25 protein-coding genes are annotated in these 26,942 nt (G+C 33.5%); 9 read left to right on the top strand and 16 right to left on the bottom strand.

Going from position 1 to position 26,942, the window contains the following annotated elements; all coding sequences use genetic code 11:
* Window positions 1-40: 40 nt before the first annotated feature.
* Complete coding sequence (locus BLP44_RS13345; protein ID WP_035691979.1) at window positions 41-457, bottom strand: DUF1573 domain-containing protein; 417 nt, start codon at window positions 455-457, stop codon at window positions 41-43.
* Between the two features lie 164 nt (window positions 458-621).
* Between BLP44_RS13345 and BLP44_RS13350 the strand changes: the two genes are divergently transcribed.
* The 3 genes from BLP44_RS13350 (at window position 622) to BLP44_RS13360 (ending at window position 3,419) form a co-directional block, all read left to right on the top strand.
* Entirely contained in the window at window positions 622-1,887 is a 1,266-nt protein-coding gene (locus BLP44_RS13350) for a sensor histidine kinase (RefSeq protein WP_091133582.1), read from the top strand.
* A complete protein-coding gene (locus tag BLP44_RS13355; protein ID WP_091133585.1) occupies window positions 1,884-2,570 on the top strand; it encodes a response regulator transcription factor in 687 nt (228 codons plus the stop codon). Before BLP44_RS13350 ends, BLP44_RS13355 begins: the two co-directional genes overlap by 4 nt.
* An 84-nt stretch (window positions 2,571-2,654) precedes the next feature.
* A complete protein-coding gene (locus BLP44_RS13360) occupies window positions 2,655-3,419 on the top strand; it encodes an MBL fold metallo-hydrolase (RefSeq protein ID WP_008468108.1) in 765 nt (254 codons plus the stop codon).
* On the opposite strand, the gene BLP44_RS13365 is transcribed toward BLP44_RS13360, so the two are convergent.
* Window positions 3,416-5,635: a B12-binding domain-containing radical SAM protein gene (locus tag BLP44_RS13365; protein ID WP_091133586.1), complete on the bottom strand. Its 2,220-nt coding sequence runs from the start codon at window positions 5,633-5,635 to the stop codon at window positions 3,416-3,418. The genes BLP44_RS13360 and BLP44_RS13365 overlap by 4 nt on opposite strands.
* Window positions 5,636-5,747: 112 nt before the next feature.
* On the opposite strand from BLP44_RS13365, the gene BLP44_RS13370 reads away from it, so the two are divergent.
* On the top strand, window positions 5,748-9,347 hold the full coding sequence (locus BLP44_RS13370) for a DUF7948 domain-containing protein (RefSeq protein WP_091133589.1): 3,600 nt from the start codon (window positions 5,748-5,750) through the stop codon (window positions 9,345-9,347).
* Between the two features lie 96 nt (window positions 9,348-9,443).
* Here the strand turns inward: BLP44_RS13370 and BLP44_RS13375 are convergent, their stop codons facing one another.
* Window positions 9,444-10,721 (bottom strand): MFS transporter, encoded by a 1,278-nt coding sequence (locus BLP44_RS13375; protein ID WP_008468105.1) that lies wholly within the window; start codon window positions 10,719-10,721, stop codon window positions 9,444-9,446.
* A 267-nt stretch (window positions 10,722-10,988) separates the two neighbouring features.
* Between BLP44_RS13375 and bshC the strand changes: the two genes are divergently transcribed.
* From bshC to BLP44_RS13390, 3 genes are all read left to right on the top strand, one after another.
* Window positions 10,989-12,578: a bacillithiol biosynthesis cysteine-adding enzyme BshC gene (gene bshC / locus BLP44_RS13380; RefSeq protein ID WP_091133591.1), complete on the top strand. Its 1,590-nt coding sequence runs from the start codon at window positions 10,989-10,991 to the stop codon at window positions 12,576-12,578.
* Window positions 12,579-12,703: 125 nt separating this feature from the next.
* The gene (locus BLP44_RS13385; protein ID WP_091133594.1) at window positions 12,704-13,975 is read left to right on the top strand and encodes an acyltransferase family protein; all 1,272 of its coding nucleotides are present in this window, start codon (window positions 12,704-12,706) and stop codon (window positions 13,973-13,975) included.
* A gap of 221 nt (window positions 13,976-14,196) precedes the next feature.
* Complete coding sequence (locus tag BLP44_RS13390) at window positions 14,197-14,616, top strand: nucleoside-diphosphate kinase (RefSeq protein WP_008468102.1); 420 nt, start codon at window positions 14,197-14,199, stop codon at window positions 14,614-14,616.
* Between the two features lie 142 nt (window positions 14,617-14,758).
* Here BLP44_RS13390 and BLP44_RS13395 read toward each other — a convergent pair whose 3' ends face one another.
* Window positions 14,759-15,055, bottom strand: coding sequence for a DciA family protein (locus BLP44_RS13395; protein ID WP_008468101.1), 297 nt, complete (start codon window positions 15,053-15,055; stop codon window positions 14,759-14,761).
* A complete protein-coding gene (locus BLP44_RS13400) occupies window positions 15,036-15,476 on the bottom strand; it encodes a lipocalin-like domain-containing protein (protein WP_008468094.1) in 441 nt (146 codons plus the stop codon). Before BLP44_RS13400 ends, BLP44_RS13395 begins: the two co-directional genes overlap by 20 nt.
* 266 nt (window positions 15,477-15,742) lie before the next feature.
* Here BLP44_RS13400 and BLP44_RS13405 point away from each other — a divergent pair, with 266 nt between their 5' ends.
* On the top strand, window positions 15,743-16,813 hold the full coding sequence (locus tag BLP44_RS13405; protein ID WP_091133742.1) for a serine hydrolase domain-containing protein: 1,071 nt from the start codon (window positions 15,743-15,745) through the stop codon (window positions 16,811-16,813).
* Window positions 16,814-17,054: 241 nt separating this feature from the next.
* Here the strand turns inward: BLP44_RS13405 and ftsY are convergent, their stop codons facing one another.
* The 11 genes from ftsY to BLP44_RS13460 form a co-directional block, all read right to left on the bottom strand.
* Window positions 17,055-18,008 (bottom strand): signal recognition particle-docking protein FtsY, encoded by a 954-nt coding sequence (gene ftsY, locus BLP44_RS13410; protein WP_008468083.1) that lies wholly within the window; start codon window positions 18,006-18,008, stop codon window positions 17,055-17,057.
* Window positions 18,009-18,194: 186 nt separating this feature from the next.
* Window positions 18,195-18,347: a DUF4295 domain-containing protein gene (locus tag BLP44_RS13415; RefSeq protein WP_008468081.1), complete on the bottom strand. Its 153-nt coding sequence runs from the start codon at window positions 18,345-18,347 to the stop codon at window positions 18,195-18,197.
* Between the two features lie 73 nt (window positions 18,348-18,420).
* Complete coding sequence (gene rpmG, locus BLP44_RS13420; RefSeq protein WP_008253902.1) at window positions 18,421-18,603, bottom strand: 50S ribosomal protein L33; 183 nt, start codon at window positions 18,601-18,603, stop codon at window positions 18,421-18,423.
* A 27-nt stretch (window positions 18,604-18,630) separates the two neighbouring features.
* Complete coding sequence (gene rpmB, locus BLP44_RS13425; protein ID WP_008468080.1) at window positions 18,631-18,867, bottom strand: 50S ribosomal protein L28; 237 nt, start codon at window positions 18,865-18,867, stop codon at window positions 18,631-18,633.
* Between the two features lie 71 nt (window positions 18,868-18,938).
* Window positions 18,939-20,192, bottom strand: a complete 1,254-nt coding sequence (locus tag BLP44_RS13430; protein WP_091133596.1) for a competence/damage-inducible protein A — start codon at window positions 20,190-20,192, stop codon at window positions 18,939-18,941.
* Window positions 20,193-20,375: 183 nt separating this feature from the next.
* Complete coding sequence (locus tag BLP44_RS13435) at window positions 20,376-20,720, bottom strand: Hpt domain-containing protein (protein ID WP_008468078.1); 345 nt, start codon at window positions 20,718-20,720, stop codon at window positions 20,376-20,378.
* Complete coding sequence (locus BLP44_RS13440; RefSeq protein ID WP_008468077.1) at window positions 20,720-21,331, bottom strand: fumarylacetoacetate hydrolase family protein; 612 nt, start codon at window positions 21,329-21,331, stop codon at window positions 20,720-20,722. The genes BLP44_RS13435 and BLP44_RS13440 overlap by 1 nt, the downstream gene beginning before the upstream one ends.
* Before the next feature lie 93 nt (window positions 21,332-21,424).
* Window positions 21,425-22,195, bottom strand: a complete 771-nt coding sequence (locus BLP44_RS13445) for a 3'-5' exonuclease (protein ID WP_008468076.1) — start codon at window positions 22,193-22,195, stop codon at window positions 21,425-21,427.
* Between the two features lie 219 nt (window positions 22,196-22,414).
* Window positions 22,415-23,773: a dihydrolipoamide acetyltransferase family protein gene (locus BLP44_RS13450; protein ID WP_091133598.1), complete on the bottom strand. Its 1,359-nt coding sequence runs from the start codon at window positions 23,771-23,773 to the stop codon at window positions 22,415-22,417.
* 84 nt (window positions 23,774-23,857) lie between these two features.
* The gene (locus BLP44_RS13455) at window positions 23,858-25,021 is read right to left on the bottom strand and encodes a glycosyltransferase family 2 protein (RefSeq protein WP_091133600.1); all 1,164 of its coding nucleotides are present in this window, start codon (window positions 25,019-25,021) and stop codon (window positions 23,858-23,860) included.
* 31 nt (window positions 25,022-25,052) lie between these two features.
* Window positions 25,053-26,234: a BamA/TamA family outer membrane protein gene (locus tag BLP44_RS13460; protein WP_244511770.1), complete on the bottom strand. Its 1,182-nt coding sequence runs from the start codon at window positions 26,232-26,234 to the stop codon at window positions 25,053-25,055.
* A gap of 126 nt (window positions 26,235-26,360) precedes the next feature.
* Here BLP44_RS13460 and BLP44_RS13465 point away from each other — a divergent pair, with 126 nt between their 5' ends.
* The gene (locus BLP44_RS13465) at window positions 26,361-26,939 is read left to right on the top strand and encodes a hypothetical protein (protein WP_091133602.1); all 579 of its coding nucleotides are present in this window, start codon (window positions 26,361-26,363) and stop codon (window positions 26,937-26,939) included.
* Window positions 26,940-26,942 lie beyond the last annotated feature (3 nt).

Genomic DNA, 26,942 nt, shown 5'->3' on the forward strand with positions numbered 1-26,942 from the left:
CTGGAGCTTTCGCCATATAACCAACCTATTAAAATTCTAATTAAATAACTGTCCCTTTTAGAGTAAGTACTTTTGGTGTTGTTTCTGCACTAGTAGTAACAGTTACTGTTTTTGTAAAAGCGCCTTTGTTTGCAGCATTGTAAGTGGCAGTAACTTTTCCAGATTTACCAGCCTGAATTGGCTCTTTTGTGTAATCTGTTGCTGTGCATCCGCAAGATCCTTGCACGTTTGTAATAACTACAGCCGTTTTTCCTGTATTTTTAAATTCGTAAACAATTGCTTTTGGAGTTCCCTGCGGAATTTGTCCAACATCAATTGTTTCTGCTTTCCAAACAATTGTAGAAGCTGCAGTTGCTGAAATTTCAGTTTCTGAAACTAAAGATTGTACTGGGGCAATTGCTGAAAAAGACATTAGGCCTAAAGCCAAAGCTAACATCGAAATTTTGATCATTTTCATAACTGATATATTTAAAATGGTTTATAGTTCATTTTGATATTACAAAGGTAATTCAGACAAATTCAAGTCGCTGTTAACTGGTTTCAAACGTTTGTTAATGACTTGTTAACCGCCTGTTTTTAGGCCAAAATTGATTAATATTACACTCTCAAAATTCTTTATTCTTGAAAATTAATAAACTCAACAGCATCATTCTCTTAGGATTAGTCGCTATCATTAGTATTTTGGTAGCACAATTGCTATGGACAAAAGAGGCTTTTACAATCGAACAAAAAAAACTGAGCCAGAAAGCACATATTGCCTTACTGGAAGTGGCTAAAAAATTATACGAAGGAACCAATCACGAATTGCCTGTTCAGAATCCCGTTCAGAAAATTGCAAATGACTATTACATTGTAAATGTCGATAACGAATTTGAGCCTGATATTTTAGAATTTTATCTGAAAATGGAATTCAAAAAAATGAATATTACGACGGATTTTGAATATGCAATGTATAACTGCCAAAGCGACGAAATGATTTATGGTGATTATATTTCGCTTTATAAGAAAAAAGCGGAATGTAAAAAGACCGTTTATTTCCCTAAGCACAAAAATCTGGTTTATTATTTTGCCGTGCGTTTTCCAAACGAAACGACTTATCTTTTTAGTTCGATGCGTTTTTGGTTTATCCTTTCAACTGCATTAATTCTCATTCTGCTGATCTATGTGTATTCGATTTTTACCCTTTTGCAGCATAAAAAATATTCAGAATTGCAGCGTGATTTTATCAATAATATGACGCACGAATTTAAAACGCCACTGGCTTCTATTCTAATCGCTTCCAAATATTTGATTGAACAAAAACCAATTAAAGAAGATAAGAAACTCTATACGTATACTGACATTATCATAAATCAAGGAAATAAGCTAAACGGACATATCGAAAAGATTCTAAATGTCGCAAAAGCAGATTATGCGCCTTTAGAACTTAAAAAAGAAAATATTTTGATTGTTCCTATTATTGAAGAAGCGATAGAAAACATCAAATTAAAATATCCTGAAGCTTCGATTACAATTGAAACGGTTTCTAGAGAATATTTACTCGAAACAGATACTTTTCATTTTGCCAATTTAGTGTACAATCTGCTGGATAATGCAATGAAATACTGCAATGATAAACCAGAAGTCACGATAAAAATTATCGAAAATAATAACTGTTTAAAATTAGAGTTTACTGATAAGGGAATTGGGATTAATCCTAAAAAAATATCTTTTATCTTTGATAAGTTTTACCGCGTTCAGAACGAAAAAAGCAATGAAGTGAACGGATTTGGACTTGGTTTGTATTATGTAAAAGAAATCTGCAGTCTTCAAAACTGGAAAATAAAAGCCGAAAATAATCAAGAAAAGGGTATTACCATAACTTTATCAATTCCTTATAAAAAATGAGAAATTTCAAAATACTATATGCCGAAGATGATGAAACTTTAGCGTTTTTAACCAAAGACAATTTGGAGCAAAACCATTATGAGGTAATTCATTGTTCTGATGGAAAATCGGCGCTGAAAATTTTTGAGGAAGAAGAATTTGATATTTGCATTTTTGATATTATGATGCCAAAAATGGATGGTTTTGAACTTGCTGAAGCGGTTCGAAAAATTGATCTTGAAGTTCCGATTATTTTTCTTTCTGCCAAAACTTTAAAAGAAGATCGCATTAAAGGTTTGCGTTTAGGCGCGGATGATTATTTGGTAAAACCTTTTAGTATTGAAGAATTACTTCTCAAAATTGAAATTTTCCTAAAGCGTTCACAGAAAAATATTCCAACTGCAAAAACTATTTACGAAGTTGGCAAATATCAGTTCGACACCAAAAACTTCATTCTTTTTAATGATGACGAAAAAGTGGGTTTAACACAGCGTGAAGCCGAATTATTGAAACTTTTCTTGGACCATAAAAATTCTGTTTTGAAAAGAGAACAAATTCTAACTTCTTTATGGGGAACTGATGACTACTTTATGGGAAGAAGTTTGGATGTTTTTATTTCGCGTTTACGTAAAATCTTAGCAAACGAACAAGGAATTTCTATTGAAAACCTACACGGAATTGGATTTAGATTTTCTATTGGGTAAATCACAATTCTGTTAAAAATAAAGAAAAATCTGTAATCACTTTTTCGAAAAACTTTGTATTTTTAATATCTAATTTTCTTGGATATGAAATTACATCATTTGCGAAATGCCTCTTTGGTAATTGAAACAGAAAAGCATGTCATTTTAGTTGACCCAATGTTAGGTAAAAGAAAAACAATTCCGCCTTTTACTATTTTCAGATATAAACCAAAACGAAATCCGCTCGTGGCATTGCCAAAAAATAGCCGTGATATTTTAAGTCGTGTAACGCATTGTTTGATTACACATTTACACCCAGATCATATTGATAAAGCTGGCGAAGTTTTTTTGAGAAGAAAAAGTATTCCGGTAATTTGCAGTTCAAAGGATGAAAAAGCGCTTGTTCAAAGAGGATTAAGCGTAATTCAAACTTTGGAATATTGGGAACCGCAAAAATTTCTTGATGGAAAAATAACAGGAATTCCAGCCATTCATGGCTATGGATTTGTTGCCAAATTAATGGGGAATGTAATGGGTTTTCTTATTGAGTTGGCAGATCAAAAATCTATTTATATCAGTTCAGACACTATATTTACAGAACATGTCGAAAAAGTCCTAACACAATTGAACCCTGACATTTCTATTGTGGCTTGCGGTACAGCGAGATTAGATTTCGGACAGCCTTTGTTAATGCGAATGGATGATATTCTGAAATTCGTAACACTTGCCCCAGGAAAAGTTCTCGCCAATCATTTAGAAGCATTAAATCATTGCCCAACTACAAGACTGCAATTAAGAACTGCACTTTCAGATCATGGTCTTTTAACGAAAACTTCTATTCCAAATGACGGAGAATGCATTGAGTATTAAAGCACCAATAACCCAAATTCTCGTAAAGTGTTTATAGGTTTAGAATACCAGAACAATTCGAAATCTTCCAATTCGGTTTCAAAATCATTTTTAACCTCCTGAAAAGTATAGTTTTTAGAACCCGAAACAGCAATTTTTGATAAAATTGAAGTCAGCCACTCGCCTTCTTCTTTACTGGTTTGAATATTGAAACTTTCTTTTTTGTCATGAAAAGTTAATGACATCATTTCCCAGCTTCTTCCTTTTTTTGATTTTGTAAAGATTTCTGTTGCAGGTTTTCCTCCTAGCCAAACCACTTTTGCATTTGGTTTTGTATTGAAATCGTTTTGTTCTTCTAACGCATTAAAAATAAAATCAGGGTGAATTTTGGTTTTCGGGATTTTAAAATCGAACCATTCTTGAAGTTCATAATCAAAACAGATTCCGTGCATGAAATTAAAAAGCGATTTCTTTAATCCGAAACTAAATTTATCGTGATTGATTCCTGTTGCATCAGTATATTCAATATCGTTATTGGCAAAAGTTCCAATTACTTCCGTTTTTTTGGTCACGCCAAATTGTTCCGGATATAATCCTACTGGACTATGAGCCGTCAAAGCAAACTGATGCCAAAATCCTGACTGTAAAACTCCCGCTTCAAACAATTGGCGAACCATTTCAAGGCTATCAACTGTTTCCTGAATCGTCTGAGTTGGATATCCGTACATCAAATACGCATGAACCATAATTCCGGCTTCGGTAAAATTTCGTGTTACTTTGGCAACTTGTTCAACCGTTACGCCTTTGTCAATTAATTTCAATAATCGATCCGAAGCTACTTCTAAACCGCCTGAAACTGCAATACATCCAGAAGCTTTTAACAAGAGACATAAATCTTTTGAGAAGCTTTTTTCAAAACGAATATTGGTCCACCAAGTTACAGCTAGTTTTCTTTTTAAGATTTCAAGCGCTAAAGCACGCATTAAAGCTGGCGGTGCAGCTTCATCTACAAAATGGAATCCATTTTGACCTGTTTTCTCGATTAGTTCTTCGATTCTGTCGCATAAAAGACTTGCAGCAACAGGTTCGTAAACTTTAATATAATCTAAAGAAATATCACAAAAAGTACATTTCCCCCAATAACAGCCGTGCGCCATTGTCAGTTTATTCCATCTTCCATCGCTCCACATTCTGTGCATTGGATTTACAATTTCGATAACCGAAATGTATTTATCCAAAGGAAGATCTGAATAATCCGGAGTTCCGACCTGAGATTGTTTATAATCGTGTTTTAGAGAATTATTTTTATATACAACTTCTCCGTTTTCTAATAAAAATGTTCGTTTATAACGCTTCTCTACTTCGGTCGAAGTGACAGAATTTGGATTTTCCAAATTGAAAATTAATTCCTCAATTGGAACTTCTCCATCATCTAAAGTGATGAAATCGAAAAACTCAAAAACACGTTTATCAGAAAGCGAACGCAATTCAGTATTTGGGAAACCGCCTCCCATTGAAATCTTAATTTCAGGATGATTTTGTTTTACCCATTGTGCAGAACGAAACGCGCTATATAAATTTCCAGGAAAAGGAACAGAAATTAAAAACAAAGTCGGTTTTATGGCCTCAATTTTAGCTTTTAAAAGCGAAATTAAAATCGAATCGATGTAAGTTGGTTCTTGCTGAAGTGCATCATACAATTCATCAAAAGAATTAGCACTTCTACCTAAGCGTTCTGCATATCGGCTAAAACCAAAATTTTCATCAACACATTCGACAATAAAATCTGAAATATCCTCAAGATATAAGGTCGCCAAATGTTTTGCTTTGTCTTGAGTGCCCATTGTTCCGAAAGCCCAATCCAATTCTTCCAATTGCGCAAAACGAGAAGCTTCTGGAAGAAAATCTTCCTGACAAATCTGCAATGCCAAAGTTGGATTTTTTCCTTGAAGAAACTGAATTACAGAATCGATCGTTTTGATATATTCACCTTGAAGGGCAAAAATACGTTTCGAATTGTCTGAGATTTCAGAACCTGAAACTTGAAACTCTGAAACTTGAAACAAATCTTGCAATCCTTTTTTCGAAAACAATTCCAAAATCACATCAATACCCAAATCAGCTTGAACCGATTCGATGTTTTTGGTATTCAGAAAACCTTTTATATACGCCGTTGCCGGATACGGAGTATTCAGTTGAGTAAATGGCGGCGTAATTACAAAAAGTTTCGTTTTCAAAGGGATTTATTTTTTGCAAAAATACGGGTTATTTTGAGACTTTTCAGCGTTTCATTTTTTGATTTGAGTTTGTAAACAATTAATTACATTTGCCACTAGCCAAATTATTCAAATGAAACATACATTACTATTCCTTTTTTTCTTACTAACACAACATTCATTTTCTCAAAACAAAAATCAATCTATTGGTTTTATAGAAAATAAAGGACAAATTATAGATCAAAATGGAAAACTAAATATTGCTGTAAAGTACTTATTGAATTCTAATGGCTTGAATGTTCAACTGAAGAAAAATGGATTTTCTTATGATGTTTATGAAATAAAAAAGACTCCAATTGTTCGTTCTGTAACAGCAAAAACACTTCCCTATTTAAGTCCTGAAAAGGAAGAATTTAATTTAGAATACGCTTTTCATCGAATAGATATTGACTTTGTAAACTCCAATTATAAAGTTGAAGTGATTACAGAACAAAAGTCAAGAGATTTTGACAACTACTATAATATACCAAATAAGCCTGAAGGAGTTACTGAAGTTTACAAATACAAACAAATTACATATAAAAATATTTATCCAAATATTGATGTTGTTTTTACAATTCCCGAAGATCCACAAAAAACAGTAGAATATAATTTTGTCATTCATCCTAAAGGAAAAATCTCTGATATTCAATTAAAGTTTAATGGAGCAGAAACCAATTTGGCTGATAATAAAATCCAAATGAATACTCGTTTTGGAAAAATGGAAGAAACACTTCCTGCAAGCTGGATTGAAGAAAAAGGGCATAAAAAGGCAATTGTTGTTGGATATCAAAAATTAAAGAAAAATGTTTATGGATTTCGTTCTGCAAACTTCTTAGCGGGTAAAACAGTTGTTATTGATCCTGTGCCTACGAGACTTTGGGGGACCTATTATGGTGGTTTACAGTGGACAGAGTTAAACGCTTTGGATAAAGATAGTTTTGGAAATGTCTATTTTGCAGGAAAGACAGCAAGCACTTCAAATATAGCGACTTCAGGTTCTCACCAACCTAATGCTGGATTTATAAATTATCCAGGTCGAATTACATATGATGGCTACATTGCTAAATTTGACGGCAATGGAAATAGATTATGGGCAACCTATTACGGCGGAGACCTAGATGACAACATTAAATCCATAAAAGTATCTGCGGATAAAAACCTTATCTTTTGCGGGAACACTTCCAGTACAAATAATATATCGACGGCAGGTTCTTTTAAAGAGAGAAAATCAGGATATCATTCTGAGATGTTTTTAGGGAAGTTAGATTCAAATGGAATTAGACAATGGGCTTCATATTATGGAAATGACAATGGATTGACATTTGCCAACAGCGTTGTCGCTGATGAGCAAAACTATATTTATCTTTCGGGTACAACTACTAGTGACGAATATATTTCTACTCCAAATTCTTTTAAAGAAAATAGAATAGACAACAATCGTTTTGATGGTTTTTTAGCAAAATTTGACTCGAACGGAAATAGAATTTGGGGAACCTATTTTGGAGGTGATAAAGATGATTCCTTTGAAGATTCTGCAATTGATAAAGATGGAAACATAATTTTAGTAGGTTACTCTCAAAGTGACACTAATGTAGCAACATCAGGTTCATATAAACCTGACTATAGTATTGGAAATCTATCTTCAACAGGAGATGGAATAATTGTAAAATTTAATCCAAATGGACAACGAATCTGGAGTACATATTTTGGTAAGGCAAATAGTGATTGGATTTATACTTGTAAAATATTTGGAGATAATTTATATATGACAGGGGAAACTGAAAACGATAACATTTCAACTCCTGATGCTTTTGAACCTGTAATGAAAGCATCTTATAGAAGTACTTATTTTGCAAAATTTAATTTAGCTCTTCAAAAACTTACTTGGTTAAGTTATTCACAGGGAAAGGTTACATCAATTTTTCCAAAAAATGACAATGAAATTTTCATTGCAGGGGAGTCTGTATATGGTTTTGACATAGCATGTCCAAATGCCTATAATCCTGTCAATTATACTTTCTCTGGATTTATGATAAAATTAGATGGAAATTGTAAAAAACAATGGGGTACTTATTTTGGCAAAACAGGATCGATTGATAATCCGCTAGTAATGAGCGAAGGATCAAATAATATTTTTATAAGTGGAATTATCAATGGAAGTTTTGCAGATACTGATATTGCAAGTTCTGGAGCTTTTATGGAAGCGCCTTTAGATTGGCCTTCTGGTTTTCTTATGAAATTTCAAGAACCAAATCCACTTGGGATTCCCAATGCTATAAGCAACTCTCCTATATGCAAAGGGACAGCATTAGAACTTAAAGCATCTGGAGGAACTAGTTATTTATGGACTGGCCCAAACAATTTTGCTTCAACTGAACAAAGTCCTGTGATTGCAAATACTAGTACTATTAATAGTGGCGAATACAGTTGTCAGATCAACGGAATAGACAATTGCGATAACATAAAAAAAATATTTGTTTCAGTTATAGAAACAACTTCTCCAACAGGAAATACAAACCAGCCGTTTTGTTCAGCACAAAATCCAACAATCGCCAATCTTGAAATTAACGGAACTTCTATAAAATGGTATGATGCATTAACAAATGGTAATTTATTATCTGAAACAACAAATCTCCAAAATGGAAAAACATATTACGCATCACAAACAGAAAACAGTTGTGAAAGCCCAAGATTTGGAGTTACAGTTTCAATCGTAAATACTCCTTCAGCTCCATTGGGAAATCCGGAGCAATCTTTTTGTAAAAAGGAAAACAAAACGCTTAATGACATTCAAATAACAGGGCAAAATATAAAATGGTTTGACACTAGTTTTTCTGCTTCTGTTTTACCAAATACAACTCTTTTAGAAGATAATCGAACGTATTATGCTTCGCAAACAATTGGCTGTGATAGTGACAGAACACCAATTCTTGTTCGCGTATATAACACGCCTTTACCAACAGGAAATAATAATCAACAGTTTTGCATTGATGAACTTTCAACAATTGAAGAGCTTAAAATTGTAGGATCTTCTCTAAAGTGGTACGATGCTGCAACAAATGGGAATACATTACAAGAAACCGATTTATTACATACTGGAACGTATTATGTAACTCAAACCTTAAACAACTGCGAAAGCGAAAGATTTGCAATTACTGTAAAAATACAAGACACTCCAATTCCATCTGCTGATTCTCCACAACAATTCTGCAGTCAAAAAAATGCAAAAATTAGTGATATTGAAATTGATGGACGAAATATCAAATGGTATGAAAGTTATTCTTCTACCAATAATTTATCAGAATCTACTTTGCTCGAGAATGGAATCACTTATTATGCTTCTCAGACCGAAAACACTTGCGAAAGTGATAGAATTCCAGTCACTATAAATATTTTAGAAGCAACTTCTAAGGATTGCATTAATTTAATAAATGAACTTCCGTATCCAAAATTCTTTACACCAAATGGTGATGGTTTTAATGACACTTGGACAATAGATCCAGATTATTTAGCTCCTAATTCGTCTATTAGAATATTTGATCGTTACGGAAAATTAATTAAAGAATTAGCATTAAACACCTCTTGGAACGGAACTTATCTTGGTAATCAGGAACCAGCATCTGACTATTGGTTTACTGCTACTAGAATAAACGGAACAGAATATAGGGGACATTTTACTCTGAAAAGATAGATTAATAGAAAAGAAAAACCACAAGAATGAAATTAATCTTGTGGGTTTTGCTTTATTCTTAGGTTTGGCAATTACGGTTTCTTAGTTTAAATATTTTCAAAACTTATGTTCGTCTTTACTAATCACTAAAAACGAAATTAAAGATATAAGAGCAGCAGCAATTAAATAGAACCCTACATAACTCACATCATAAGTCTTAGCTAGCCAAATTGCAATCATTGGCGCAAAAGCAGCTCCTAGAATTCCTGCCATATTAAATGTCAAAGATGCTCCCGAATAACGAACATTTGTTGGGAACAATTCAGAAAGAAAAGTCCCAAGCGGTCCATAAGTGAATCCCATCAGAGACATTCCGATACAGGCAAAAACAGCTACCAAAGCAATATTTCCTGAACTTAAGAAAAACGAAAAGAAAAATCCAAAAACAGCAATTGCTGCTGTTGCCGCAATAAGCATTTTACGACGGCCAATTTTATCTGCTACGACAGCCGAAACTGGAATAAATAGCGCGAAAAACAATACTGAGAATAATTGAATTAATAACCCATCTCTTTTTGCAATTCCTAAATCTGACGTTGCCCAACTTAGAGTGAAAACCGTCATCAAATAGAAAACCAAAAATGTTGTAATGGCTGCAAAAGTTCCAAATATTAACTGGTTTTTATATGATTTCACCAATTCTAAAAAAGGAACTTTAACTTCTTCTTCGTGTTTTTTAGCTTCTTCAAAAGAAGGAGTTTCTGTAATTTTTGTTCTAATATAAAAACCAACAATTACCAAAAGTGCGCTGGCAATAAAAGGAATTCTCCAACCATAATTCATAAAATCTTCATTACTCATCGAATCGGTAAGCAATAGAAAAGTTCCGCCTGAAAGCAACAATCCGATTGGAGCTCCTAATTGCGGAAACATTCCATACCAAGCGCGTTTGTGTGGTGGAGCATTCTCAATGGCAAGCAAAACGGCTCCTCCCCATTCTCCGCCTAAACCAACTCCTTGTCCGAATCGGCATAACATCAATAATAATGGTGCCGCAACACCTATACTGGCATAACTTGGCAAAAACCCAATGGTAACGGTCGAAATTCCCATGGTCAGTAAAGCAGCAACAAGGGTAAATTTACGTCCAATTTTGTCGCCATAATGCCCAAAAAAAGCAGAGCCTAACGGACGTGATAAAAAGGCGATGGAAAAAGTGGCTAAGGATTCCAGAGTGGCCATCGTCGAATCTGAACTTGGGAAAAATAATTGAGGAAAAACCAATACAGCTGCATTAGCATAAATATAAAAATCAAAAAATTCGATTGTAGTGCCTATAAGGCTTCCAAAAAGAACATGTTTTAGGGAGTTCTTTTTACTCGGGCTATTTTTCATGAAAATTGATATCTTTTTTATTTGCAAAAATAAAGTTTCATTATTAAAAACTCATGTTTATACAAATTACTTTTACCACTACTTTACAATTTTAACAAATTATCTAAATTTTCAATTTTCCACAATGTAATATAATCAAAATTTAAAATCCTGATTACAACGTTTTTAAAAGCATCAGAAAAAAATCAAATCTTAAGCAATTGTTAATAGCGTTTTTAACTGTATATTTTCATTAAATTTACAGCTGTCAAAAATAAATTTAAAATTATGCCTACCGACTGTATCAGCTTTCAATCTTCTGGATATTTCTCTAAACTAATGCAGGATTATTTAGATCAAAAGCCAGAATTAAAACCGCTGTACAATAATTTTCCAACATTAGAAAATTTCGAAAAACAAATTGTTGAAAAATCAGCCAATTTTGACCATAATAACCGAGCAGTATTGGTTGACACTTTGCAGAAGCAATATCAAAACATTGAGGTTTCTGATTTAACGAGACAAAATATTTCGCTATTAGCACTCGAAAATACTTTTACCATTACAACAGGACATCAGCTAAATCTTTTTAGCGGACCGTTATATTTTTTATATAAAATTATTTCTACGATTAATTTAACTAAAGAATTAAAATCAAAATGTCCTTCTTATAATTTCGTTCCAGTTTATTGGATGGCGACAGAAGATCATGATTTTGAAGAGATTAATTATTTTAATTTTAAAGGAAAAAAAATCCGTTGGAATGCCGAAAGCACTGGGCCAGTCGGAAGGCTTGCAACTGATGGCTTAGAAGATTTATTTGAAGTTTATTCTAAAGAATTAGGCTCAAGCACAAATGCAAATGCGCTTAAAAAACTTTTTGAAGACGCTTATTTAAAACATGAAAATCTAGCAGATGCAACGCGTTATTTGGCCAATTCTCTTTTTGCCAATTATGGTTTGGTTATTATAGATGCAGACAGTGCCGATTTAAAACGTGCTTTTATTCCGTTTGCAAAAGAAGAATTACAGAATCAGACTTCATATAAAGCAGTTCAAAAATCAATTGAAGAACTTGCTGATTATACCGTTCAGGTAAATCCGCGTGAGATTAATTTGTTTTATATTGAAGATAAACTGCGTGAAAGAATCATTTTTGAGAATGATAAATATTTCGTAAACAATACCAAAATCTCATTTTCAAAAGATGAAATTTTCAAATTGTTAGAAAGCAATCCTGAAAAGTTCAGTCCAAATGTTATTATGCGTCCGTTGTATCAGGAAATTATTCTTCCTAATCTCTGTTACATTGGCGGAGGCGGAGAAATTGCTTATTGGCTGGAACTTAAAGCCTTCTTTGAAGCTGTAAACATTACTTTCCCAATATTATTAGTGCGAAATTCTGTTCTTTTGGCAACAGAAAAACAAGTTAAAAAAGCGGATAATTTAGGTTTGACTTGGAAAGATTTATTCAGCAAATCAGAGAATTTAATTAATTCGATAACACACAAACTTTCTCCATTTCCTATTGATTTAACAGAACAAAAAGAAGCGCTTGAAAAACAGTTTGGCTATCTTTTTGAATTGGCCGAAAAGACAGACAAATCTTTCTCTGGAGCCGTAAAAGCACAAGAAGTGAAGCAAAAGAAAGGGCTGGAAAATTTAGAAAAACGCTTATTAAAAGCGCAAAAAAGAAAACTTCAAGATCAATTGCAACGCGTTACTGATTTACAATGCGAATTGTTTCCAAATTACAGTCTTCAAGAACGCCAATCTAATTTTTCTGAATTTTATTTAGAAAAAGGAGATCAGCTGATTCCGCTTTTAATTCAGAAATTAAAACCTTTAGAACATAATTTTGATATCATAATAATCTAAAATAATTATCTTTAGAAATTCAAAAGCGATAATTTAGGAATCAAATAACCAGCTCATTTCCGATCTTATTGCTCTCTCAAACCAAATAGAATTATATTTTTATAACCTATTAACGACCTAACCAAATGGTAAGAGAACGCCTAATTTCGCTTGATGTCTTTCGCGGACTGACTATTCTATTGATGACTATTGTAAACAATCCCGGTGACTGGGGAAATGTTTATCCTCCGCTTTTACACGCACACTGGAATGGCTGTACGCCAACCGATTTAGTATTTCCGTTTTTCATTTTCATAATGGGAGTTGCTGTACCGCTTGCCATGCCAGAGAAAAAATACGACGAGACAACATTCAACAAAATCCTGATTCGTTCTCTAAGAATGTTCTGTTTAGGGATTTTCTTTAACTTCTTTGGAAAAATTCAATTGTTTGGTCTTGATGGAATTCCGCTTCTGCTAGTAAGGCTGATCATTACTTTTGCTGTTGGTTATGCGCTAATGGGAAATTTTAGCAAAAAGCTAAAAAACATTTTTGCTTTTAGCATTCTAGCTATATACATCATTTTAGCTTATGGAGGTTTTGAAAATTATGCAGACGCCAGACTTCCTGGAGTTTTACAGCGTATTGCAATAGTTTACTTTGTAGTTTCCTTATTATATTTAAAAACATCTCGCAAAACACAACTTTTTACTGGAATTGTTTTACTTTTCGGCTATTGGGCAATTATGACTTTAGTTCCTGTCCCTGGAATCGGAGAAGCTAATTTAGAAAGAGGAACGAATTTGGCCGCGTGGGTTGATAGCGTCTTATTAAAAGGACATATGTATCATGAAACCAATACTTGGGATCCGGAAGGAATCTTAAGCACAATTCCATCTATTGTAAACGGAATCATTGGATTATTTATTGGTCAGATTCTGCTTCTTAATGTAACTAAAATCCGGAAAGCACAAAGAATGGGAATGATTGGTACATCGCTAATCTTTTTTGGATTAATCTGGGATTTAGTTTTTCCCATAAACAAATCCATCTGGACAAGCAGTTATGTTTTATATACTACAGGATTAGCGACAGTATGTTTAACTGTATTGTATTACATAATTGACATTGCCGAATATAAAAAAGGATTCAAATTATTTGTTATTTGGGGAGTCAACCCAATGATTGTTTTCTTTGCTTCGCAGATTATTCCGCAAGCTTTAGTAATGATTCGTTTTCAAAATCCATCAATTCCAAGTGAGCAGACTAATCTTTTAGATTATTTGTACCGTTTTGGCATTGCACCATTTTTCAGCAATCCGATGGCAGCTTCTTTGGCTGGAGCGTTAACTTATGTAGCCATTTGGACCTTTATTTTATGGATTTTCTATAGAAACAAATTGATTTTTAAAGTCTAATTTTTAACCATATAAGTGGATATAAGATCATTTTTAGTAGTGCTGCACAATTTGCAAACAAATATTTTTCAATAAGCTTTTAAATGAACTTACATCACTTATATGATTTCAAAAAAACTTTTTCTAAGCAAAACATCATTCTAGTATGTTTAAATTATGAATTTATTAAAATCAATTCATAAAAAAAGTATACTTTTGCACAAAATTTAATAAAATACAAAATGGCAACAAATAGAACTTTTACAATGATTAAACCAGATGCTGTTGCAAACGGACACATCGGGAATATCTTAGCAATGATTACTAATGGTGGTTTCAAAATCGTTTCATTAAAATTAACTCAATTAACTGTAGCTGATGCTAAAGCATTTTACGCAGTACACGCAGAAAGACCTTTCTACGGAGAATTAGTTGAATTTATGTCTCGTGGACCAATTGTTGCTGCTATTTTAGAAAAAGAAAACGCAGTAGAAGATTTCAGAACTTTAATTGGTGCTACAAACCCAGCTGAAGCTGCTGAAGGAACTATTCGTAAAGCATACGCTACTTCAATCGGAGAAAATGCAGTTCACGGATCTGACAGCGACGAAAACGCTGCTATCGAAAGCGCATTCCACTTCGCAGTTAGAGAGCAGTTTTAATTTGACTTCTTAGATGGTTAGAATTTTAGACTAACTTAGATTTCTTAGAATTAAATAAAAAAAGAAACCCACCTCAATGAAGTGGGTTTCTTTTTATCATCTACATTTTTTTTTAATAATCTGAAAAGAAGTCTAATTTAGTCTATCTTAAAACCACATCTTTCACCACCTCACGTCCCAATTCTTCATTGATCATTTTCACAATTTTATATTTTCCGTGAGTTAACTCTTCACGCAAAACAGAAGAACCTAACTCAACATAAAGCGTACTGCCTTTAAGAACAACATTTCGGGTATACGTATTCACGCCATTTCCCATAAGCTGTCGCCAAGCCTCACGAACATCAATTTGATCCATTCCAGGCTGCAATTTATTAACCTGAATAATTTGCTGTAAAACAGCGCCAATAGTTGTTTCGTTATTTAGTCTTTTCGCCATCGTTCAAAAGATTTACTGGTCCAGCTTTTTTATAATGATATTCTATTTTTTGAGGGTTTTTCACCACGAATTTATCATCCGAAAGCGAAATAATTTCTTCGCTCCATTTGGTGTATTTCGTTTTATAATCCAAGAAAACCTGATCTCCTGCAAAACGTACTGCAACATTTTCAAAAGTATCTGTTGTCAAAAAAGTGCCGTCAAATTGCGGCATCACTTTCGTTCGAAGACCTTTATTATTTTTGATTTGAAAAAAATCAAAAGTTTCATTCATTTTATACTCCTTCTCTTCACCTTTCTCGAAAACCACTTTTTCAATTTCCCAATAGCCATTTAGTTTAGCAATATCAGCAGGTTGTATTTCCTGTTTACAGCTCACAAACAAAAGCGAACAAAACAAAACTATGAAAGCATTTTTCATAAATAAAAATATTAAAATTTATTCTTTTTTCTTTAAATGAAGTCGAAGATTTAGGAGCTAATCCTGCTATCCGCTGTATCTTTTGTTTTTTAAAGAAAAAAACAAAAGGATGCCGCTCCTATCAGGGCTAGGGCTCCCGTTTTCAAAAGAAATTTTTCTTGGACTACAAAGATAGTCTTATAATCATCAAAAGAAATAAAAAATCAAAAAACACATTAAACTATTTTGCATATTTTTGGTCAAACCCCAAACCAAAAGCAAAAAACATGAACAGAATAATTTACACCATCCTGGCATTCTTGTCGTTAACTGCATGCAGTAAGGATTCAGCCGAACCAGATCCCGTTCCAACTCCTGAAGAAAAAATGTATTTTCCTCCCTTAACAGGAACAACTTGGGAAACAAAATCTATTGCCGAATTAAAATGGAATCAAAATGCCGTTCAACCTCTTTTAGATTACTTAGAACTTAAAAATTCTAAATCATTTATGATTTTAGTAAATGGCCGAATTGTTTTAGAAAACTATTTCAATAACCATACAGCCACATCAAATTGGTATTGGGCAAGTGCAGGAAAGACATTAACCTCAACCATGACAGGAATTGCTCAGCAAGAAGGGCTTTTAAACATTAACAATAAAGTATCTGATTATATTGGAACTGGCTGGACAAGCGAAACTCTGGCAAAAGAAAACTTGATAACTTGTAAACATCTTTTAACCATGACTTCTGGTCTTGACGATACCTCAGACGAAGTCGATCCAGAAGATTTAATTTATAAAGCCGACGCCGGAACCAGATGGGCATATCATAATGTATATGTAAAACTTCAGGACATTGTAGCAAAAGCAAGTGGACAAACTTGGGAGAATTATTTCAACACTAAATTAAGAGACAAAATCGGCATGAACGGCACTTGGGTTCAACTTGGCGTAAATAGCGTTTATACAAGCACAACAAGAAGCATGGCACGTTTTGGATTATTAATGCTGAATAAAGGAAAATGGGAAAACAATGTAATTCTCAATGAAGCTTTCTTTAATGAAGCAACCACAACTTCTCAAAACATCAATTTAGGTTATGGGTATTTATGGTGGTTAAACGGAAAATCAAGTTATCATTTGCCTCAATTGCAGTTAACTTTTCAAGGAAGTGTAATCCCAACTGGACCAAGCGATATGTTTATGGCTTTAGGCAAAAATGACCAAAAGATTTATGTAATTCCAAGCAAGAAAATGGTTGTAATCAGAATGGGAGATGCCGCCGATAATGTAAATCTCGCGCTTTCTGATTTTGACAAAACGTTGTGGGAGAAAATTAATGCACTATATCAATAAAAAAATAGCTTTTAAATAAAAGTCATTAGAATACTTCTATTTAAAAGCTCAAATATTTTTAGATAAAAAACTATCGATTAGTTTTTATTCTTTTAAGCACTCCCAAAAAGAATAAAACAATTCCTAAAACCAGTAGAATATAGTATACTGAAAGATTTTTATCCTTTAAAACGTTTGCCAGAACGAAAGATATTACACTAGCAAAATAGAACGTTAAAGCCGATATATTTTTCATTATAAATTATTTAAAAAAACTGTCAACGAATTCATATTTATTGAAGACTTGTAAATCTTCAATTCCTTCGCCAACACCAATATATTTAACAGGAATTTGAAATTGATCTGAAATTCCAATCACAACTCCACCTTTTGCAGTTCCGTCCAATTTAGTAACAGCTAATGAAGTAACTTCTGTTGCTGCTGTAAATTGTTTTGCTTGTTCAAAAGCATTTTGACCAGTAGAACCATCTAAAACTAAAAGTACATCGTGAGGAGCATCGGCTACAACTTTCTGCATTACACGTTTTACTTTTGTAAGCTCATTCATCAAGTTGATTTTATTATGAAGACGGCCAGCGGTATCAATAATTACAACATCAGCATTTTGAGCAACTGCCGACTGCAAAGTATCAAATGCTACAGAAGCAGGATCGCTCCCCATCTGCTGTCTTACAATAGGCACATTTACACGATCAGCCCAAACTTGCAACTGATCGATCGCCGCTGCACGAAAAGTATCTGCCGCACCTAAAACCACTTTATGGCCCGCTTTTTTAAATTGATAAGCCAATTTACCGATCGTGGTAGTTTTCCCTACTCCATTTACTCCAACAACCATTAAAACATATGGCTTTTTATCTTTCGGAACTTCAAATTCTGTTGCCTCACCGGTATTAGTCTCAGATAACAAAGCGCCAATTTCATCACGAAGAATCTGATTTAATTCGTCTGTTCCTAGATATTTATCTTCTGCAACACGTTTTTCAATTCTTTGAATGATTTTCAATGTCGTGTTTACTCCAACATCAGAACCTACAAGAACTTCTTCAAGATCATCTAAAACATCATCGTCAACTTTAGATTTTCCTGCAACGGCTTTGCTTAACTTTGAGAAAAAAGTAGTTTTTGTTTTTTCAAGACCTTTGTCTAAAGTTTCTTTTTTTTCGCTAGAGAATAATTTTTTAAAAAAACTCATTTTTTGTAGTTTATTAGATTATTAGATTTCTCGATTTCTAGACAAGAAATCCAAATCTTTAAAGAAAGCGCAATTGTTTCTCAAAAAAAGGCCAATTGTTACGATTCTTTAAATTTTTAGACAAATATAGGTAATAAAAAAGCTACTTCCGAATGAAAGTAGCTTTTCTATATAATGTAATTGTAATTATTTCTTTTTCAAGAATTCATCAACTTCTTCAGGAGCCATAATAGATTCTACGAATGTATATGCACCAGTTTTAGGAGATTTTACCATTTTGATGGCTTTTGATAATCTCTTAGAAGATGTTTGTAACGATGCTACGGTTTTCTTTGCCATGATTCAAATGTTTTGGAATTCAATAAATCTTCAAATGAAAAACCATTTGAGATTTTATCAAAATCTCTAATTATTACTTAATTTCTTTGTGAACAGTTACTCTTTTTAAGATTGGATTAAATTTTTTAATCTCTAATCTATCTGGAGTATTTTTTTTGTTCTTAGTTGTAATATATCTAGAAGTTCCTGGAACACCAGAAGTTTTGTGCTCAGTACATTCTAAAATTACTTGGATTCTATTACCTTTCTTTGCCATCTTGCTATATATTTATTTAGGAAAAGATTATTTGATAAATCCTTCTGACTGCGCTTTTTTCAAAACTGCAGTGATTCCATTTTTATTAATTGTTTTTATCGTAGATGCTGCTACTCTAAGAGTAATCCATCTATCTTCTTCTGGAAGATAAAAACGCTTTTTAACTAAGTTTACAGAAAACTTTCTCTTAGTTTTGTTCATAGCGTGAGAAACGTTATTTCCTACCATCGCTCTTTTACCTGTAAGGTCACAAACTCTTGACATTATACTTATCTTTTATCGTTATTCAAAATCAGGGTGCAAAGAAAAGAAAAATAAACCATTGTAGCAAAAAATTATTGCACAATTTTTAAAATTTCTTTCTGCAGTATTTCTAAACTCTTAACAGATGCCCTATCTATCACTTTTTCACGAGGTTGTCCAAAGTTAAATTCCTCTACAATTACTCCGTCTGGCGTTGCTAAAGCGATAAAAACAGTGCCAATTTCGGCATCAGAATCACCTTTTGAAGGCCCTGCATTGCCCGTCGTTGCCAGCGCATAGTCGGTTTTCAGCAATGCTTTAACGCTCAAAGCCATAGCAGATGCAACCTCAGCACTAACCACTGAAAATTGGTTTATTAAATCTTGCGAAATTCCTAAAACATTTACTTTAGCTTCTGTTGCATAAGACACAACGCTTCCTTTAAAATAGCTTGAGGAACCCGGAACAGATGATAGCAGAGAAGCAATTCTTCCTCCAGTGCAACTTTCTGCCGTTGAGATGGTTTTATTTTGCTTAGAAAGCAATTTGCCAATTACAGTTTCAATTGTTTCATTTTCTTCATAACCTACAATTATATCATGAATTATAGCATCTAAAGACTGAACATTAGATTCTATTGCTTCTTCTAATTCTTCTTTATTGGTTCCTCTTGCCGTTAAACGCAGACGAACTCTTCCTGGATTTGGCAAATAAGCCAGTTTTATAAACTCTGGAAGATTGTTTTCCCATTGTTCAATACGTTCTGCAACTAAACTTTCGCCTTGACCATACGTTAAAATGGTTTTGTGGATAATATAAGGACGTTTGTATTCGCGAACGATTTTTGGGATTATTTCCTCTTCAACCAAATATTTCATTTCATAAGGAACTCCTGGAAGCGAAATAAAAACCGTATTTTCTTTTTTCATCCACATTCCTGGCGCCGTCCCCACTTTATTATGCAATACTGTACAAGTTGACGGAACTAGAGCCTGATCTTTATTCAATTGAGAAATTGGCCTTTTGTAGAAACCTTCTATCAATTCTGTAACGTGAGCCAAAACTTTTTGATCTACAACCAACTCATCATTAAAATACTCACAGAATGTTTTCTTGGTAACGTCGTCTTTAGTTGGCCCCAATCCGCCTGTCACAATAACAACATCTACTTTGTTCTGCAATTGAGCAAAAGTGTCTAAAATGTGTTTTTTATCATCGCTTATCGACAGCATTTCTGCCACCTCAACTCCAATTCTATCGAGTGATTTAGCAATAAAAGCCGAATTTGTATCTACGATTTGGCCAATTAAGATTTCATCTCCAATAGTAATAATTGCTGCTTTCATATCAGTGAAATATTTTTGATTCTTACATTAAGCAAGACTATAATTTATAAGTAGAAAATTTAAATTTTGTGTTGGAGGAAAATATTAACAGCTTTTACAAATTATAAGCCGCTTACAAAATTTAAAAAATGATTTTGACTTATTCCTTAATTTAAAGAAATCAGGAATAAGTCAAATTTTATATTAAAGATCAAAATCTTTTTTAATTTCTTTAATCGCTTCTTTTACCTGTACTTTAATACTTTTAAAAGTTTCGATAATATCTTTTTTCTTGCCTTCGGCTTTTGTCCATGCCTCTACCTGCAAGATTTCTTCAAAAGCTACATTTAATCCCATTAAATCTAATGTTGGCTTTATTTTGTGCGCATACGAATAGGCATATTTATGATCCTTCTTTTTAATTCCCTCTTTTATTTGTTTTAAATCTTCCGGAACTTCTGTAACAAATAAAGTTAAAATTTGATTTACAAATTCAGGATCGTTATCTGAAAGCGCATATACTTTCGAAAGGTTATACTTTAAAGCCATTATTTTACTTGTATTCTGAATAATTTTTTATCTTCTAAAAAGCCTTCTAAAACATCATTTGGTTTTACAGCCGCAACGCCTGCTGGAGTTCCCGTAAAAATAATATCTCCAATTTTTAAAGTAAAAAACTGAGATACATGAGAGATTAATTCATCAATCTTCCAAAGCATCATACTCGAGTTTCCTTTTTGAACTGTTTCTGAATTGCTTCTTAATTCAAAATTAAGATTTTCCATAGAAACAAAGTCAGTTTTTGGCAAAAAATCTCCAATAACTGCTGAGCCGTCAAATGCCTTGGCTTTTTCCCACGGAAGTCCTTTTTCTTTTAATTTACTTTGTAAATCTCGAGCCGTAAAATCGATCCCGACACTTATTTCATCATAATATTTATGAGCAAATTTTGGCTCAATATATTTTCCGACTTTATTAATCTTCACGATTATTTCCACTTCATGATGAACATCTTCAGAAAATTCAGGAATAACAAATGGATGCTGTTTCAACAAAACTGCAGAATCTGGTTTCATAAAAACAACAGGCTCGCTCGGACGTTCGTTTTTTAACTCTTCAATATGATTGGCATAATTCCTGCCGACACAAACTATTTTCATCTTTTTAGTTTTCAGTCACAGTTTTCAGTCGCAGTTACCTAAATACAGAAATAGTCTCAGTCAAAACTGAAAACTGAGACTGCGACTGATAACTTATTTTGTATTTAATTTTCTTAATTTAATTGCTGTCAAAACTTTTTTGGTGTACAGCGGAAAATCAGCATTTTGAATCCAGCTGAAATATCCTGGCTCTGCTTCTAAAACTTTCTCCACCTTTGCTCCTTTATGTTTTCCAAAAGTAAAAATTTCTTCGTCATCTTTATCAAAAGCAATCATTCCTGCAAAATCAGCAATTTTCTTGCGCGTTGTAAATTCAGATAGCGATTTGATATCATTTTCCAATTCTGGATAACGATCTAACTGTGCTTTTAAAATTTCATAAGTTGCCATTGTATCAGCCTCTGCAGAGTGAGCATTATCCAAACTTTTTCCGCAATAAAACTTAAATGCAGCACTTAATGTACGCTCTTCCATTTTGTGAAAAATAGTCTGAACATCTACAGAAACTTTGTTTTTCATATCAAAATCGACTCCTGCTCTAAGCAATTCTTCAGCTAAAAGTGGAATATCGAAACGATCTGAGTTGAATCCGCCCAAATCACTGTCTTTAATCATATTGTGAATGTGTGGAGCAAGTTCCGCAAAAGTTGGTTCGTTAGCTACTTTCTCATCAGTGATGCCGTGAACTGCAGTGGTTTGTGGAGGAATTGGAATTGTTGGATTAACCAGCCAGGTTTTACTTTCTTTGTTTCCGTTAGGAAAAACTTTGAATATTGAAATTTCTACGATTCTATCTTTACCGATATCAATTCCCGTTGTTTCGAGATCAAAAAAGCAAATTGGTTTGTTTAGTTTTAATTCCATTTCTAATTTTTATAAGTTTACAAATGTAATTTTTAAAGCGGAATATCTTCCTTTATTCTGGAGTTTTTTTGTCTAAAAAAGCTTTCAATTCGCGATTTTAACTTTTTCAAAATAAGCCTGGAGCGAGGCTAGGCATCTCGATTTAATTTTTTTCTTACAAAAGAAAAAATCCGACAAGTTTTTAAACCTATCGGATTTGATTCTATCTTTTAAATGATTTTAGAAATCTCTATCGACATCAAAAGCTTCCAAGTATTCTGCTACTCTTTTCACAAAACTTCCTCCCAAAGCTCCATCAACAACTCTATGATCGTAAGAGTGTGACAAGAACATTTTCTGACGGATTCCGATAAAATCTCCTTCTGGAGTTTCGATAACCGCAGGAACTTTACGAATTGCTCCAAGCGCTAGAATACCTACTTGTGGCTGATTGATAATTGGCGTTCCGAAAACACTTCCAAAAGTACCCACATTTGTTACGGTATAAGTTCCGCCTTGCGTATCGTCTGGTTTTAGTTTTCCAGCTTTTGCACGGTTTCCTAAATCGTTAACCGCTTTTGCCATTCCAACCAAATTCAACTGATCTGCATTTTTTATTACAGGAACAATTAAATTTCCGTTTGGCAATGCTGCCGCCATTCCTAAATTGATATTTTTCTTTTTAATGATATAATCTCCGTCAACCGAAATATTCATTCCAGGAAAATCTTTTAAAGCTTTCGCAACAGCTTCCATCATAATTGGAGTAAAAGTCAATTTCTCGCCTTCTCTTTTCTCAAAAGCAGCTTTTACTTTATCTCTCCATTTCACAATGTTCGTTACATCGACTTCAATAAAAGATTGTACGTGAGCCGAAGTCTGAACCGAAGCCACCATGTAACCTGAAATCAGTTTACGCATTCTGTCCATTTCCACAATTTCGTCTGCGCCATTTACAGAAACCGGAACTGCTTGCTGGCTTTTTTGAACAACAGGCTCAACCGCTTTCGGAGTTTCAGTTTTTGGAATTTCAGCAACTACTTTTGGAGCGGCTTCAACTGTTTGAGGCGCTTGAACAGAACCCGATTTACGAGCCTCTACATATTTTAGAATATCTTCTTTCGTTACTCGTCCGTCTTTTCCAGAACCAGCAATATTTTCAAGTTCACTTAAAGAAAGACCTTCTTCTTTCGCAATATTTTTTACCAAAGGAGAAAAGAATTTATCTGATCCTGAAAAATCATGAGAAGTTACTGTTTCTTTAACCGATTCGATTGTTTTTTCGATTTCCACAGCTTCTGCAGGAGCAGCAGTCTCTTGAACTGCGTTTACAGCTTCTGGATTCGCTGTTTCTCCGCCCTCAGTTTCAATAATAGCAATAGTCTGTCCTACTTGCACTAAATCATCTTTACCAAACAATTGCTCAACTAAAATTCCTGATACTTCGCTAGGCACTTCGCTGTCAACTTTATCTGTTGCAATTTCGAGTACGGCTTCATCAGCCTCAATTTTGTCTCCAACTTCTTTCAACCAGTTTGTAATGGTTGCTTCAGCGACACTTTCTCCCATTTTAGGAAGCTTTAATTCAAATCTTGCCATATTGTTAATCTAAAAGATGTTTTTGATTTTCAGATTGCGAAATTAATGAAAATTTTAAACATAAATTACACTTAATATAATTTTTTACTCAATTTTCACGATTTGCCCTCTGTCATTCCTTGAATTACTTCCAATAATAAAACCCGTCTTTTTGGGAAAAATTTTAAAAGTAACCTGCTTATCTTTAAGAGTTTCTAGGATTTCGATACATTTTTTGAATGAAATATAGTGATTATCCAAAATGATCTCTGCCTTTTTACCCTTTAAAATTAGGCACGAATTTACCATTTTTTCTCCTTTGAAATCTAAAAAAGCAACTTTATTTTCCAAAATCGAAGCTAGTTTTTTAGCGAAATTCTCATTTTCGGAGTATAAAAAATAACTTTCTGGCAATGGGTTTTCTTTTGGTTTTCCTTGAAACATTTTAGCAATTGAAAACAAAAAAGCACCAACTTGAATAAAAACACTAAAAAGCCAAGACTTCTTAAAATGCTTCTGATAAAAGAAATTCATGGCTTCCTGAAAGCGCTTCATGTATTTTTCGTCTTTTACGGTGCTTTCTCCTTTAAAATGCAAAACGGTGGTTTCATTGAAATAATAATTTGTTTTTTGCATTTGCAAAGCGCGATACGACAAGTCAATATCATCGGCATACATAAAACAATCTTCATCAAAACCATTCAAGTCTCCATACAATTTTCTTTCTAAAAACATAAAAGCGCCAACAAGAATATCGACTTTTCCTGTTTCATTTTCATTGAGATATTGCGCGTAATATTGATTAAAAAATCTGTTTTGGGGAAAGACTTTATACAATCCTAAGATTTTTGTGAAGGCAATCCAAGGCGTTGGAATTCCTCTTTTGCTTTCTGGCAGAAATGCTCCAGTTCCATCAATCAGTTTACAGCCGATAATTCCGAGATTATTTTGCCTTTCGGCGAAAGCCAGAATCTTTGTAAAAGTATCTTCTGCAACAACGGTGTCGGGATTTAAAATACAAACGTACTTTCCTTTCGCTTGACGAACACCAATATTATTGCCTTTTGGGAAACCAAAATTTTCTTTGTTTTCAATAAGCTTTACGTCTGGGAATTTTTGTTTCATCATCAAAACACTTCCGTCTGATGAATTATTATCTACCACGATAATTTCTGCATCGATTGTTGCAATTGCTTCCTGCACGCTTAAAAGGCATAGTTCGAGAAAGTAACGTACATTGTAATTTAAAATAACAACCGATAATTGCATGAATAATTGAATCTGTAGATTTTGGCCGAAGTTAGAAATTTTCTGATAATCCTAAGCGCAGCGACCAATCGTTTTTACTGATTCCGTAATCCAAAGCCAAATTACTGCCGTTGCGTTTATTCCATTTAATGCGAATTCCAGTTCCAACCGCGGGATTCCATTTTTTAAATTCATACGTATCAAGCTTGGAAACTGAAGAAATATTGGTAAAAAAAACAGCGCCAAAAAATCCGTTTCGGCTTATATCGGTTCTGTATTCCGTTTCAAAATACATTAAAGCATTGCTTCGATATCTGTTTTTGGTAAATCCGCGGCCCGTTTTTCCTTCACGGTCCCAACCAATGCTGGGCAAATCCAGATAATGGGGTTTTCCTCCAAAAGTTGACCAAAAAAATGCTCTAGAAGCCCAAATCCGATGTTTGGTTTTGCTAAAAGAATGGTATTTTCGGGCATCAAAATAGATAGACTGCCACTTGTCGCCTTCTACTCCACTGGTATTAAGCCGTAAATCGGCTTCAACATATAAACCCTGTTCTGGATTAATAATATTTTCTCTTGAGTCGTACAAACCTTGAATCGCAAATCCGAAAGAAGTCTCATCAGAATAATCGCCATTCATATATTTATAATAATCGGTTTCTCCATCGATATAAGATTCTTCAGAAATATTTTTATAATTGTCAAAAAGAAAACCCACTCCCAAACGATAATTTCCGACAATCTGCCTTGTTATAAATTGATAAAAACGCCACTGTTTGTAATCGAGAGTTGACATTTCTTTATCAGAATTGTCGGCGCCCAATCCGTAAGTATCCTGAGGATAAATCATATACCGATAATCTCCAATTAGATTCCATTTATTATCACTTGTGTAAATATAAGATTGGATTGGAAATACAAATTGATTGCTGAAACTGAAATAAGGCGAAAAAGTGATCTGAGACATTTTAGTTTTTTCTGCATCTCCCAAATAAAAAGTCGTCAGAAAAGAAACCACCAGGCCATTACTGGAATTAGCGCCGACAGGGACAGGCAACAAAGAAAAAGTTAGTTTTCGCTTTCTATCTGGCCGAATCGTATCCTGCTTATCAAAAATTTTATGAATAACATCAAGAATATCTCGAGTTCCCACGTCTGTACTATCATTTTGAGCGTGACAAAACGATCCTATTAATAGTAAAACCAATACATATTTAACTTGTAAAACATTCACAAACAATATCTTAAAAAAACCATTTCTTACAAATTTAAAATTTTATTAAGAATAAAATCAAAATTTTATCTGAATTAAAAAGATTTTTGAATGAAGCAAAAAAGTTATATTTGAAATGATAAACTTATGATTTTGAAAAACTTGCAAACGCTACGAATTTTTATTTTTTTACCATTAATGCTGCTTTTTGGTTTTTCTGCAAAATATCAGAAGAATGGACCAAACCTTGTAAAATCGAATAAATGGTTTATTGCTGGGCCTGCAATAGAAAGCGAAGAGGAAATAAACAAAATTAGACTAGAAAAAGGAATTGTTGCTGTTACAGCAAAAGACAATCCTAAAGGAGAAATAGAACTGAATGTCATGATTACGCCTTCTGAAACCAATGACGGAGTTCCAACCCATCTTTCTGATGATTCTAAAACAGTAGAAATTACTTATCAATCAACCCAAATTATAAAACTACAGGCAAGAGAGGGAAATAATGAGGAAACGGGTTGTGTACATGGAGGTTCACACCCAAGAGTAAGTATTCCCGCTTCGCCAAAACATTTTTCTACCATAAAAATTCCTTGGTCAGATTTTAGACAAGACGAACTTCCTGACGGAAACCTTTTGAATATCCATAATATATGCAAATTCAATTTTGTCAATTATAATCCTGTTTCTGGTTCGGTTTTAAAGATTAAATCGGTTATTTTATAGTTC

This window comes from Flavobacterium anhuiense, assembly GCF_900101855.1.
Taxonomy (GTDB): domain Bacteria; phylum Bacteroidota; class Bacteroidia; order Flavobacteriales; family Flavobacteriaceae; genus Flavobacterium; species Flavobacterium anhuiense.

What these genes read in the sequence shown, in the direction of transcription:
- BLP44_RS13395 (WP_008468101.1), bottom strand. Translation starts at nt 15,055, where the DNA reads ATGGCGAAAAGACTAAATAACGAAACAACTATTGGCGCTGTTTTACAG.
- BLP44_RS13375 (WP_008468105.1), bottom strand. Translation starts at nt 10,721, where the DNA reads ATGAAAAATAGCCCGAGTAAAAAGAACTCCCTAAAACATGTTCTTTTT.
- BLP44_RS13465 (WP_091133602.1), top strand. Translation starts at nt 26,361, where the DNA reads ATGATTTTGAAAAACTTGCAAACGCTACGAATTTTTATTTTTTTACCA.
- BLP44_RS13455 (WP_091133600.1), bottom strand. Translation starts at nt 25,021, where the DNA reads ATGCAATTATCGGTTGTTATTTTAAATTACAATGTACGTTACTTTCTC.
- BLP44_RS13405 (WP_091133742.1), top strand. Translation starts at nt 15,743, where the DNA reads ATGAACAGAATAATTTACACCATCCTGGCATTCTTGTCGTTAACTGCA.
- BLP44_RS13360 (WP_008468108.1), top strand. Translation starts at nt 2,655, where the DNA reads ATGAAATTACATCATTTGCGAAATGCCTCTTTGGTAATTGAAACAGAA.
- BLP44_RS13385 (WP_091133594.1), top strand. Translation starts at nt 12,704, where the DNA reads ATGGTAAGAGAACGCCTAATTTCGCTTGATGTCTTTCGCGGACTGACT.
- BLP44_RS13430 (WP_091133596.1), bottom strand. Translation starts at nt 20,192, where the DNA reads ATGAAAGCAGCAATTATTACTATTGGAGATGAAATCTTAATTGGCCAA.
- rpmG (WP_008253902.1), bottom strand. Translation starts at nt 18,603, where the DNA reads ATGGCAAAGAAAGGTAATAGAATCCAAGTAATTTTAGAATGTACTGAG.
- bshC (WP_091133591.1), top strand. Translation starts at nt 10,989, where the DNA reads ATGCCTACCGACTGTATCAGCTTTCAATCTTCTGGATATTTCTCTAAA.
- BLP44_RS13415 (WP_008468081.1), bottom strand. Translation starts at nt 18,347, where the DNA reads ATGGCAAAGAAAACCGTAGCATCGTTACAAACATCTTCTAAGAGATTA.
- ftsY (WP_008468083.1), bottom strand. Translation starts at nt 18,008, where the DNA reads ATGAGTTTTTTTAAAAAATTATTCTCTAGCGAAAAAAAAGAAACTTTA.
- BLP44_RS13355 (WP_091133585.1), top strand. Translation starts at nt 1,884, where the DNA reads ATGAGAAATTTCAAAATACTATATGCCGAAGATGATGAAACTTTAGCG.
- BLP44_RS13440 (WP_008468077.1), bottom strand. Translation starts at nt 21,331, where the DNA reads ATGAAAATAGTTTGTGTCGGCAGGAATTATGCCAATCATATTGAAGAG.
- BLP44_RS13345 (WP_035691979.1), bottom strand. Translation starts at nt 457, where the DNA reads ATGAAAATGATCAAAATTTCGATGTTAGCTTTGGCTTTAGGCCTAATG.
- BLP44_RS13445 (WP_008468076.1), bottom strand. Translation starts at nt 22,195, where the DNA reads ATGGAATTAAAACTAAACAAACCAATTTGCTTTTTTGATCTCGAAACA.
- BLP44_RS13400 (WP_008468094.1), bottom strand. Translation starts at nt 15,476, where the DNA reads ATGAAAAATGCTTTCATAGTTTTGTTTTGTTCGCTTTTGTTTGTGAGC.
- BLP44_RS13435 (WP_008468078.1), bottom strand. Translation starts at nt 20,720, where the DNA reads ATGGCTTTAAAGTATAACCTTTCGAAAGTATATGCGCTTTCAGATAAC.
- BLP44_RS13390 (WP_008468102.1), top strand. Translation starts at nt 14,197, where the DNA reads ATGGCAACAAATAGAACTTTTACAATGATTAAACCAGATGCTGTTGCA.
- BLP44_RS13370 (WP_091133589.1), top strand. Translation starts at nt 5,748, where the DNA reads ATGAAACATACATTACTATTCCTTTTTTTCTTACTAACACAACATTCA.
- rpmB (WP_008468080.1), bottom strand. Translation starts at nt 18,867, where the DNA reads ATGTCAAGAGTTTGTGACCTTACAGGTAAAAGAGCGATGGTAGGAAAT.
- BLP44_RS13450 (WP_091133598.1), bottom strand. Translation starts at nt 23,773, where the DNA reads ATGGCAAGATTTGAATTAAAGCTTCCTAAAATGGGAGAAAGTGTCGCT.